This is a genomic window from Serratia inhibens, from assembly GCF_003591175.1.
GTDB classification, from domain to species: domain Bacteria; phylum Pseudomonadota; class Gammaproteobacteria; order Enterobacterales; family Enterobacteriaceae; genus Serratia; species Serratia inhibens.
On sequence record NZ_QYYG01000009.1, the window covers coordinates 1 to 11,555 of the forward strand.

An 11,555-nucleotide genomic window follows, 5' to 3' on the forward strand; every position below is an offset into this window, starting at 1 on the left:
ATGTGGGCCTGAACGGCGCCATCGTGGGCATGACCAGCTTCGGCGAGTCGGCCCCGGCAGACCAGCTGTTCAAAGAGTTCGGTTTCACCGTGGACAACGTGGTGGCCAGGGCGCAGGCGCTGCTGAAGTAAGTCACGGCAGGGGCGCGGCACGCTGCGCCCTGAACCTGATGACGCCAGGCCCGGCAAATTTGCCGGGCTTTTTATTGCCTAAAAATCGCCCAGCCTCACAAAACGCGAAGATAAAAAATCAACGGCGTTGCTTAAGAACCAGGATTAACTATATGTTAATTTTTAGTTTCTTAAATGTAGCAAGGGGTTGATCATGTGGACAAGAATTGGTGCGTCTGTGGTTGTGATCGCGGTACTGGGGGCTGCGCCTGCTTATGCCGACTTCCCGGCAGGTTATCCGGCTGATTATCAGAAAATAGTCGATGGCGCGAAGAAAGAAGGCAAGGTAGTCATCTATTCCACCACCGATATTAAAGCTGCCGGCCCGCTGATTCAGGGATTCGAAGCGCTGTATCCGGGCGTTAAAGTCGAATACAACGACATGAACAGCACCGAATTATACAACCGTTATATCAGTGAACAGGCGGCGGGCGGCACCAGCGGCGACGTGGTTTGGAGCTCGTCGATGGACACCGCGCTGAAACTGGCGACCGACTACGCGCAGGAGTACGCCTCGCCGGAACAGGGCCAACTGCCTAAATGGGCGGTCTGGAAAGAGAAGGCCTACGGCACTACCTACGAGCCGGTGGTCTTCATCTATAACAAACGGCTGATCCCGCAGGGTGACGTACCGGACTCACACGCCGCGCTGGCAAAACTGATCGCCGGCCAGACCGACAAGTTCAAAAAGAAAGTCACCACCTATGATATTGAAAAGTCAGGGCTGGGTTTCATGTTGTCGGTACAGGATTCCAAGGCCGATCCGCACTATTTCGCTACCCTGGCTGACGTCGCCAAAGGTGGCCTGGCGGTACAATCTTCTACCGGAACCATGATGGAAAGGGTGTCATCCGGTGAAAACCTGATCGGTTTCAACATTCTGGGTTCTTATGCCGAGGCCCGCGCCAAAACCGACCCTTCGCTCGGTATTTCTTATCCGAAGGATTACACGCTGGTGCTGTCGCGCGTCTCCTTTATCAGCAAAGAGGCTGCCAACGCTAACGCAGCGAAACTGTGGCTTAACTACGTGCTGTCGGAAAAAGGCCAGAGCATACTTGCCAATCAGGCGGACATTCCGTCCATCCGTAATGACATTGAAGGCAAGAACGACATTGAAGGCATGACCAAAATGCTCGGCAATGCGCTGAAACCTATCCCGGTGGATGAGAGCCTGTTGGAGTATCTGCAGCCGGTCAAACGCCTGGATTACATTAAGCAGTGGCGCACCGCCGCCGCAAAATAATAACCGGATCCGGACGCGCGCCTGCTGCTGCGGCGTGCGCCCTTTGGTCGTCGTCGTTTACAACCATTGGGATATTTTTATGGAAGCATGGCGCAGAAAGTGGCAAAGCCTGCCGCGCGGTCTGGTGGTGTTGGTAACCGCATTGGTTATTTATGTACCGCTGTCGTTTATCGTGATTCAAAGTTTCCTCTCCGCCCCCTTTTTCTCCCCGTCCAAGGTGTTCAGCCTTGAGGCGTTTCAGTTCATTTTTACCGACCCCGACTTTTACAAGGCGCTGAAAAGCGGCTTTATTCTGGCTTTCGGGTTGGTGGTGATCGCCATTCCGTTGGGGGGTATTCTGGCCTTTTTGATGGTCAGAACCGATTTGCCCGGCCGCCGCTTCATTGAGCCGCTGATCCTGGTGCCGATCTTTGTCTCCCCGATGGTGCTGGGGTTTGGCTACGTGGTGGCCGCCGGACCGGTGGGGTTTTTCTCTCTGTGGGCGGAGGCGCTGCTGGGCTTCGTGCCGTGGAATATCTACTCGATGTCCAGCATCGTGGTCATCGCCGGGCTGACGCACGTTCCTCACGCCTATTTGTACATTTCTTCGGCGCTGCGCAGCGTGGGTTCCGACGTGGAAGAGGCGGCGCGCACGGCGGGGGCCTCGCCTTTGCAGGTGATGACCGCAGTCAGTTTGCCGATGGTGCGACCATCCATTCTCTATGCCGGGGTGCTGCTGTTCTTCCTTGGGCTGGAGGTGTTCGGCCTGATGCTGGTGCTGGGCGATCCGGAAGGCAACCTGGTGCTGGCAACCTACCTGTATCAACTGACCAATAAGCTGGGTACGCCGTCTTACCATCTGATGGCGGCGGTGGCGGTGGTGCTGATCTGCATCACCATTCCGTTGGTGATGCTGCAGCGCCGTCTGATGCGCACCGCCAACCGTTTCGTTACCGTCAAAGGCAAGGCTTCGCAGGCCCGTGCGCTGCCGCTGGGTAAATGGCGCTGGGTCGCCGGTGCCGTGGTGGTGTTCTGGCTGACGGTCACCATCGGCGTACCGCTGGTAGGCGTGGTATTGCGCGCCTTTATCTCCAACTGGGGCGTGGGCGTTTCCATCTGGGACGAGCTGTCGCTCAATACCTTCCGCACCATCTGGCAGCAGCCCAACCTGCTGCGGGCGATTGTCAACTCGATGGCGATTGGGGTGTTCGGCGGCGCGCTGGCGGTAGTTTGCTATCTGTTTATCGGTATCGCCATGCACCGCAAGCCCGACGGCGCGACCCGTTTCCTCGATTACAGCGTGCTGGTGCCGCGAGCGGTGCCGGGCCTGCTGGCCGGTCTGGCTTTCCTGTGGGTGTTCCTGTTCCTGCCGATGTGGCTGGATAAGTCGCTGAAAGAGGGCTGGTTGTCGGCGTTGCCGGTGGCCGAGTGGCTGCGGGAGAACCTGATCGTCTGGCTGCGCTCCTTGCGCAGCACCATCTTCAGCGTTTGGCTGGCCTATACCGTGGTGTGGATGGCTTATGGGCTGCGGCTGATTTCCTCTACGCTGCTGCAGGTCGGTCCTGAACTGGAGGAGGCCGCGCGCAGCGCCGGTGCGACCCGTGGCCAGATCACCCGACACGTCACCATTCCGCTGTCGCGCTACGGCCTGATTGGCTCGTGGCTGTTGATGTTCCTGATTTTTGAACGCGAGTATTCCACCGGGGTGTATCTGCTTTCTCCGGGCACGGAAACCATAGGATCGATGCTGGTTTCGCTGTGGGCGGCGGGTGCCATTGATATCGTTGCGGCGCTCTCCTTTATCAACATCCTGCTGGTGGTGTTAGGTCTGGGTATCGCCCTGCGCTTTGGAGTGAAATTACATGATTGAACTTTCGGTAGAGAACCTGCATTTGACCTACGGCGATAACCCGGTGCTGAAAGGCGTTTCGATGCAGTTGAAGCGGGGCGAAGTGGTTTCGCTGCTGGGCCCGTCGGGCAGTGGGAAAACCACGTTGCTGCGTGCGGTTGCCGGGCTGGAAAAGCCAACGCAGGGTCGTATTATCATCGGCAGCAACAGGGTATACGATGGTGCTGCTCGCAGTGAGATCCCGGCTGAAGAGCGCAACCTCGGGCTGGTGTTCCAGTCTTACGCTTTATGGCCGCATAAAACCGTGTTCGAGAACGTTGCCTACCCGTTGAAATTACGTAAAGTCGCCTCGGCGGAAATCACCCAGCGGGTGCAGGGCGTGCTCGATCAGCTTGGGCTGGGGGCGTTGGGCAAACGCCATCCGCACCAGCTTTCCGGTGGCCAGCAACAGCGCGTGGCGATTGGCCGGGCGCTGGTGTACAACCCGCCGGTGATCCTGCTCGATGAACCCTTGTCTAACCTGGATGCCAAGCTGCGCGAAGAAGCGCGGGTGTTTTTGCGCGAGTTGATTATCAAGCTTGGCCTGTCGGCGCTGATGGTGACCCACGATCAGAATGAGGCGATGGCGATTTCCGACCGTATTTTGCTGCTCAACAACGGGAAAATCGAACAGCAGGGCACGCCGCAGGAAATGTACGGTTCACCTTCAACGTTGTTTACCGCCGAGTTTATGGGCAGCAATAATCGCCTGTACGGCAAGGTCACGGAGGTGAGTGACGGCAAAGCGCGTATCGAAGGTAAAGACTGGGCGCTGTGGGGCATGGCGGGTGCGGGGGTAAAAGCCGGCGAAGAGGGGACGGCGGTGATCCGTGTCGAGCGCGTGCGCCTGGGGGACGATCCTCAGGGGAATCAACTTGAGCTGCCGCTGCTGACCAGTATGTATCTTGGCGATCGCTGGGAATATCTGTTCCGCACGGTGGCCGAGGATTTTGTGGTGCGTGCCTATGGCAGCGAGGTGCGCGGGCAGGCGTTGTGCCGTCTATCCTTGCCGGCAGAGCATCTGTGGATTTTCCCCAAAGAATAATATCGGCAAGGCCGTACCCTGTTACGGGGGCGGCCGCATGGCTATAAATTCAGCATCCCGCCCTGTGTCTTTGGCGCGGCCTTAAGTCAAAAGTGTGCGCTAGATCATCTTATTCTCGCAAAACCTTCTCGCGTTGCCCACCGGCTTGCTGCACCTGTTCCTTTTGGCAAAACTTTGGTTTATGCTCGGCTGAAGCGTTTCAGTTGTGGCGGTATCTCGCAGAAATGCCCGAGTGACGCCGGTGAATTATCGCCGGCAGGCAGGAATAATGTTACGCGACGATTCACAGCAGGCGGTGCGATACACTACTCTATGCAGGTTAGTCAGATAACCAGCCCGTGCCCTCTCAATGCCGGTGAACGCGCCCGGCGGAAGAAGGCCCTTTTTCAGGAGCAGCATGACCATCCGCATAGCGATAAACGGTTTTGGCCGCATCGGCCGCAGCGTTTTACGCGCACTGTATGAATCGGGACGTAGAGCGGAAATTTCCGTGGTGGCGATCAACGAACTGGCGAACGCCGAAGGTATGGCCCACCTGCTGAAATACGACTCCAGCCATGGCCGCTTTGCCTGGGATGTCCGCCAGGAATGCGACATGCTGACCGTTGGGGATGACACTATCCGTTTGCTGCATCAGCCGGCGGTAGAACGGCTTCCCTGGGGCGAGCTGGGCGTCGACGTAGTGCTGGATTGCAGCGGCGTGTTCGGCAGCCGGGCGGATGGCGAGGCCCATCTGGCGGCGGGGGCGAAGAAGGTCCTGTTCGCTCATCCGGGCGGCAACGATCTGGACGCCACCATCGTGTTTGGCGTCAATCATCAGACGCTGCTGGCGGAACACCGTATCGTGTCCAACGCGTCATGCACCACCAACTGCATTATTCCGGTGATCAAGCTGCTGGACGATGCCTTCAGCATCGAATCCGGCACCGTGACCACCATTCACTCGTCGATGAACGATCAGCCGGTGATAGATGCCTATCACCAGGATTTGCGGCGTACCCGCGCGGCGAGCCAGTCGATTATTCCGGTCGACACCAAGCTGGCCGCCGGCATTACCCGCATTTTTCCGCAGTTTTGCGATCGTTTCGAAGCGATTTCCGTGCGCGTGCCGACCATCAACGTGACGGCTATCGATCTCAGCGTCAGCGTCAGTTCGGCGGTGAAAGTGACAGAGGTCAACCAGCTGTTGCAAAAGGCCGCACAGGGATCTTTTCGTGGTATAGTCGATTACACGGAACTACCATTAGTCTCGATTGATTTTAACCATGACCCGCATAGCGCTATCGTCGACGGTACGCAGACCCGGGTCAGCGGGCAGCACCTGATCAAGACCTTGGTTTGGTGCGATAATGAATGGGGCTTTGCCAATCGGATGTTGGATACAACACGGGCAATGGCCGCAAGCGGTTTCTAGTACGGCGGCATCGGCAGCCTGCCGGTGCGTCGCTTAGGCAACTTTAAAGAGAGTTAACCAAGAGGGTTCACCATGTCTGTAATTAACATGTCCGATCTGGATCTGGCAGGTAAACGCGTTCTGATCCGCTCCGATCTGAACGTACCAGTGAAAGACGGTAAAGTGACTTCCGATGCACGTATCCGTGCTTCCCTGCCGACGATTGAAGCTGCGCTGAAACAAGGTGCTCGCGTGATGGTAACGTCCCACCTGGGCCGTCCTGTCGAAGGCGAATACAACGAAGAATTCTCCCTGCTGCCCGTTGTAAACTATCTGAAAGAACACCTGAAAAACCCGGTACGTCTGGCTAAAGACTACCTGGAAGGCGTTGACGTTGCAGAAGGTGAGCTGGTAGTGCTGGAAAACGTCCGTTTCAACAAGGGCGAGAAGAAAGACGATGAAAGCCTGTCCAGGAAGTACGCGGCGCTGTGCGACGTATACGTGATGGACGCTTTCGGCACCGCGCACCGCGCGCAGGCTTCGACTCACGGCGTGGGCAAGTTTGCCCCGGTAGCCTGTGCAGGCCCGCTGTTGTCAGCAGAACTGGAAGCTCTGGGCAAGGCGCTGAAAAGCCCGGCTCGTCCGATGGTTGCCGTGGTTGGCGGCTCTAAAGTTTCGACTAAATTCGATGTGCTGAACTCGCTGGTGAAAATCGCCGATACGGTGATCGTGGGCGGCGGCATCGCCAACACCTTCGTGGCTATCGATAATAACGTCGGTAAATCTCTGTACGAACCTGACTTCGTCGAGGCAGCGAAAAAACTGCGTGACGAGTTTAAAATTCCGGTTCCTACCGATTCTCGCGTAGGTACGGAGTTCTCTGAAACTGCACCTGCTACCTTGAAAAAAGTCAGTGAAGTCAACGATGATGAAGAGATCATGGACTTCGGTGACGAAACCGCGCTGGCTATGGCCAAGTTGCTCAAAGAAGCCAAAACCATTCTGTGGAATGGCCCGGTTGGCGTATTCGAGTTCCCTAACTTCCGTAAGGGCACCGAAATTGTCGCGCGCGCTATCGCAGACAGCGAGGCATTCTCTATCGCTGGTGGCGGTGATACGCTGGCGGCTATCGATCTGTTCGGTATTGAAGATAAAATCTCTTATATCTCTACCGGCGGTGGTGCCTTCCTGGAGTTTGTGGAAGGTAAAGCGTTACCGGCAGTAGTGATGCTGGAAGAGCGCGCCAAGCAGTAATTCAGACAACGGGAGGCGAAAGTCGCCCGTTTGTTTTATACCGCGCGGCCAAGGCGGCGCGGCATGAAAAAATCGATTTACATCCATCTACGGCCGACGAAACAGGACAAAGTAACATGTCTAAAATTTTTGATTTCGTAAAACCGGGTGTCATCACTGGTGATGACGTTCAGAAAGTATTCGCAGTAGCTAAAGAGAACAACTTTGCGCTGCCAGCAGTGAACTGCGTGGGTACCGACTCCATCAACGCCGTGCTGGAAACAGCCGCGAAGGTACGTGCTCCGGTTATCGTTCAGTTCTCCAACGGCGGTGCCGCGTTTATCGCCGGCAAAGGCGTGAAGACTGACGTTCCGCAGGGCGCAGCGATTCTGGGCGCGATTTCTGGTGCACATCATGTTCACCAGTTGGCTGAGCATTACGGCGTGCCGGTCATTCTGCACACCGACCACTGTGCGAAGAAACTGCTGCCATGGCTGGACGGCCTGTTGGACGCGGGCGAGAAGCACTTCGCCGCTACCGGCAAACCACTGTTCTCTTCCCACATGATCGACCTGTCTGAAGAGTCTCTGGAAGAAAATATCGAGATTTGCAGCAAATACCTGACTCGCATGGCGAAGCTGGGTATGACTCTGGAAATCGAACTGGGCTGCACCGGCGGTGAAGAAGATGGCGTGGACAACAGCCATATGGACGCATCCGCTCTGTACACCCAACCGGAAGACGTGGCTTACGCGTACGAAAAACTGAACGCCATCAGCCCACGCTTCACCATCGCGGCGTCCTTCGGTAACGTGCACGGCGTATACAAGCCAGGCAACGTTAAACTGACTCCGACCATCCTGCGTGATTCTCAGGACTACGTGTCCAAGAAATTCGATCTGCCGCACAACAGCCTGAACTTCGTGTTCCACGGCGGTTCCGGTTCTACCGACGCAGAGATCAAAGAGTCCGTAGGTTACGGCGTGATCAAAATGAACATCGATACCGACACCCAATGGGCAACCTGGGACGGTATCCTGCAGTACTACAAGGCGAACGAAGGTTACCTGCAGGGCCAGTTGGGCAACCCGAAAGGCGCTGACCAGCCGAACAAGAAATACTACGATCCACGCGTATGGCTGCGCGCAGCCCAGACATCCATGATTACTCGTCTGGAACAGGCTTTCAAAGATCTGAACGCAGTAGACGTTCTGTAATCTCGGTTAGCTGTTTTGCCATAAAGGCTCCCCTCGGGGAGCCTTTTTCGTTTTAGCTCAACAGACCGGCACCGACGTTAATCGACAGCCCCAGGATCACCATATTGAACACGAAAGAGATGATCGATTGCAGCAGGGTGATTTTGCGCACCTCCGCCGCGCCGACCGCCACATCGGCGGTTTGCGACGCCACGGCGATGGTGAAGGAGAAGTAGGCGAAGTCCAGATAGGTCGGTTCGGCAAGATTGCCGGGGAACACCAGCGGCAGCGGGTCCTGCTGCGCGCCCTTGCGGTAAAACTGATGGGCGTAGTGCATGGTGAAGGCGGTTGGCAGCAGCAGCCAGGACACCACCAGCGTGGTACCGGTCAGCGTCAGATGCAGCGTTTTCAGCGAGTTACTGACCTGCCTGGTGGTGCCCAGCTCAAACATAATCGACAGAATGCTCACCAGACAGCCGATGCTGACCAGCGCCAACACCATGCTGGCGCTTTCATCCTGCGAACGGGCAATCTGGCGGATGTGCTGCGGCGTGCTCACCAGCATCAAACGCCAGAGAAACAGCAGATAGAGCCAGGCCAGCACGTTCCAGCCAATCATCAGGCGTTGCAGTTCAGAGAGCTGAGCCGGCAGCAACAGGTAGCACAGGATGCCGGCCCCCACCGAAAGCAGCAGTCTCGGCCGGACTTGCCAGTAGTGTTTAATCGACGACGGAATGTACATGAGGGGCTGGATTCCTTGGTAGCATGATGGGGTAGCGCTTTGTTTAGCATAGAGGCAATAGCCTTAAACAGGTTGCTGTTTCGGCTTTTTTAGTGCCTGCGGTTGGATGCCGGGCGAATGTTGGTTAACCTAAGGCAGTGGTTTCCAACTGACGATTGATGTCAGTGTATTTTTGCGAGTTTATCCCTTTAGGGGCAGAGTTAGGACAACACGAATGAAAGATTTGAATGTAGTAGACGGTATCAACGGCGCCGGTAACTGGCTGGTGAAGAACCAGGATCTGCTGATCCAGTACGCGGTGAACATCGTTGCCGCTATCGTTATCCTGATTATCGGTTCGATCATTGCCCGCCTGATAGGCAACGCATTAAACCGCGTGATGAAGCTGCGCGGCATTGACGCCACGGTAGCGGATTTCCTGGCGGCGATCGTGCGTTACGGCGTGCTGGCGTTTACCTTTATTGCGGTGCTGGGGCGCATTGGCGTGCAGACCACTTCGGTGATCGCCGTACTGGGTGCCGCCGGTTTGGCCGTTGGTTTGGCGCTGCAAGGCTCGCTGTCCAACTTTGCCGCCGGCGTGCTGCTGGTGATCTTCCGTCCGCTGCGCGTGGGCGAGTATGTCGATTTGGGCGGTGTGGCCGGTACTGTCGATCAGGTGCAAATTTTCTCTACCACTCTGCGTACCGCAGACAACAAAACCATCGTGGTGCCGAACGGCAAAATCATTGCCGGCAACATCATCAACTACTCCCGCGAGCCGAATCGCCGCGTGGATATCGTGGTGGGCGTGGCCTATAACGCCGACATCGACGTGGTGAAAAAGGTGCTGGGCGATGTGATCGCGGCTGATAAGCGCATCATGCACGCCAAGGGTGTGACCGTGCGTCTGAACGAAATGGCGCCGTCTTCGCTGAACTTCGTGACCCGTTCCTGGACCACTAACGCGGAGTACTGGAATGTGTACTTCGATCTGATGGAAAACTTCAAGCGCGCGCTGGATGCCAACAACATCGGTATTCCATTCCCGCAGATGGACGTTCATCTCTATCGTACCGAACAAGCCGCCGCCAAAGCGGAATAAGCAAATCGGGGCCTTTTGGCCCCGTTTTTTTATTGCCCGTAATAGGCGTTCTTGCCGTGTTTGCGCAGGTAATGCTTATCCAGCAGCTCCTGCTGCATGCTGCCGATGCCCGGCGTCAGCTGGCGTGAAAAAATCCCCATATAGGCAATTTCTTCCAACACCACCGCATTGTGCACCGCGTTGTGCGGGTCCTTGCCCCAGGCGAACGGGCCATGTGCATTCACCAGCACCGCCGGAATGGCGTTGGGGCTGATGCCGCGCCGGCGAAAGGTGTCGATAATCACCTTGCCGGTTTCCAGCTCATAGTCATGTTCAATCTCCTGCTCGGTCATCAATCGGGTGCAGGGGATGGCACCGTAGAAGTAGTCGGCGTGGGTGGTGCCCCAGGCGGGAATGTCCAGCCCGGCCTGCGCCCAGATGGTGGCATGGCGCGAATGGGTGTGTACGATACCGCCGATATCGGCGAATTCACGGTACAGCGCCAGGTGGGTGGCGGTATCTGAAGACGGCTTCTTGGTTCCCTCGAAGGTCCGGCCGCTGGCGAGATCCACCACCACCATATCTTCGGCCGCCATGTGCTCGTATTCCACGCCGGATGGCTTGATCACCACCAGCCCACGTTCGCGGTCCACCGCGCTGACGTTGCCCCAGGTGAAGGTCACCAGATTATGGCGGGGCAGGTCGAGGTTGGCCTCCAGTACCTGTTGTTTAAGCTGCGGCAGCGTTAGCATGTCATTCCCCCTTGTTGCATTTTCTGTTCGATCCAGCGGCGCGCCTGAACAATCTCGGCCACCGGCTCTTCGGCTTTTTCGGTCCACATTTCGATCAGGAAAGCGCCGCGGTAGTTAAGCTGTTTCAGCGTGCGGAACACGGCGACAAAATCCACGCAGCCTTCGCCAAAGGGCACGTCGCGGAACTGCCCCGGCGAACTTTCGGTTACCGGATAAGTGTCTTTCAGGTGGATGGCGGCAATGCGGTCGATGCCCAGCGCCAGCTCCTGCGCCACATCGTTGCCCCAGGCGCTGAGGTTGCCGACGTCCGGATAGACCGTGAACCACGGCGAGGCCAGGCAAGCGTCCCAGGCCTTCCATTTGCTGATGGAATTCATAAAGGCGGTATCCATGATTTCCACCGCCAGCATCACCTGGGCGGCGGCGGCACGCTCCACCGCCCACTGCATGCCCTCGGTAAAGCGCGCCAGAGTGCTGTCGTCCTGCCGTTCGTAATAGACGTCATACCCGGCGAGCTGAATGGTACGGATACCTACGTCCTTCGCCAACTGAATGGCCTGTTCCATCACTTCGAAGGCGCGTTGGCGCAGTGCATCATCATGGCTGCCGAACGGGAAGCGGCGATGGCCGGACAGGCACATGGACGGGATACTGATGCCGGTTTCCAGCATGGCGCTGACCAGCGACAGCCGCTGTTCCTTGCTCCAGCTCAGGCGTGCCAGCCGCTCGTCGCTTTCGTCCACCGACATCTCGACAAAATCGAAACCGCAGGCCTTGGCCAGCGCCAGCCGTTCGGGCCAGGTCAGGTGTTTCGGCAAGGCTTTTTCATAAATTCCCAACGGGTGCTGGCGCAT

At 57.0% G+C, this 11,555-nt stretch carries 11 protein-coding genes; 8 read left to right on the forward strand and 3 right to left on the reverse strand.

Annotated elements, in window-relative coordinates; genetic code table 11:
* From D4100_RS21170 to fbaA, 7 genes are all read left to right on the forward strand, one after another.
* A partial coding sequence (locus D4100_RS21170; protein ID WP_420876415.1) for a transketolase-like TK C-terminal-containing protein occupies positions 1–131 on the forward strand: 131 nt, incomplete at its 5' end.
* Between the two features lie 193 nt (positions 132–324).
* Positions 325–1,413 carry an ABC transporter substrate-binding protein gene (locus D4100_RS21175; RefSeq protein WP_006317327.1) on the forward strand — a complete coding sequence of 363 codons (1,089 nt, stop codon included), beginning with the start codon at positions 325–327 and terminating at the stop codon, positions 1,411–1,413.
* 79 nt (positions 1,414–1,492) lie between these two features.
* Complete coding sequence (locus D4100_RS21180) at positions 1,493–3,262, forward strand: ABC transporter permease (RefSeq protein ID WP_006317325.1); 1,770 nt, start codon at positions 1,493–1,495, stop codon at positions 3,260–3,262.
* A complete protein-coding gene (locus D4100_RS21185) occupies positions 3,255–4,325 on the forward strand; it encodes an ABC transporter ATP-binding protein (RefSeq protein WP_006317323.1) in 1,071 nt (356 codons plus the stop codon). Before D4100_RS21180 ends, D4100_RS21185 begins: the two co-directional genes overlap by 8 nt.
* Positions 4,326–4,722: 397 nt before the next feature.
* Positions 4,723–5,739 carry an erythrose-4-phosphate dehydrogenase gene (epd, locus tag D4100_RS21190; RefSeq protein WP_006317321.1) on the forward strand — a complete coding sequence of 339 codons (1,017 nt, stop codon included), beginning with the start codon at positions 4,723–4,725 and terminating at the stop codon, positions 5,737–5,739.
* 72 nt (positions 5,740–5,811) lie between these two features.
* The gene (gene pgk / locus D4100_RS21195) at positions 5,812–6,972 is read left to right on the forward strand and encodes a phosphoglycerate kinase (RefSeq protein WP_119805194.1); all 1,161 of its coding nucleotides are present in this window, start codon (positions 5,812–5,814) and stop codon (positions 6,970–6,972) included.
* 116 nt (positions 6,973–7,088) lie between these two features.
* Positions 7,089–8,168, forward strand: a complete 1,080-nt coding sequence (gene fbaA / locus D4100_RS21200; protein ID WP_006317318.1) for a class II fructose-bisphosphate aldolase — start codon at positions 7,089–7,091, stop codon at positions 8,166–8,168.
* 52 nt (positions 8,169–8,220) lie between these two features.
* Here fbaA and D4100_RS21205 read toward each other — a convergent pair whose 3' ends face one another.
* Positions 8,221–8,889: a DUF1345 domain-containing protein gene (locus tag D4100_RS21205; protein ID WP_119805195.1), complete on the reverse strand. Its 669-nt coding sequence runs from the start codon at positions 8,887–8,889 to the stop codon at positions 8,221–8,223.
* Positions 8,890–9,103: 214 nt separating this feature from the next.
* Between D4100_RS21205 and mscS the strand changes: the two genes are divergently transcribed.
* The gene (mscS, locus tag D4100_RS21210) at positions 9,104–9,970 is read left to right on the forward strand and encodes a small-conductance mechanosensitive channel MscS (RefSeq protein WP_006319519.1); all 867 of its coding nucleotides are present in this window, start codon (positions 9,104–9,106) and stop codon (positions 9,968–9,970) included.
* Between the two features lie 29 nt (positions 9,971–9,999).
* On the opposite strand, the gene araD is transcribed toward mscS, so the two are convergent.
* Both araD and D4100_RS21220 read right to left on the reverse strand, forming a co-directional pair.
* Positions 10,000–10,701, reverse strand: coding sequence for an L-ribulose-5-phosphate 4-epimerase (gene araD / locus D4100_RS21215; protein WP_006319518.1), 702 nt, complete (start codon positions 10,699–10,701; stop codon positions 10,000–10,002).
* Complete coding sequence (locus tag D4100_RS21220; RefSeq protein WP_006319517.1) at positions 10,695–11,555, reverse strand: L-ribulose-5-phosphate 3-epimerase; 861 nt, start codon at positions 11,553–11,555, stop codon at positions 10,695–10,697. The genes araD and D4100_RS21220 overlap by 7 nt, the downstream gene beginning before the upstream one ends.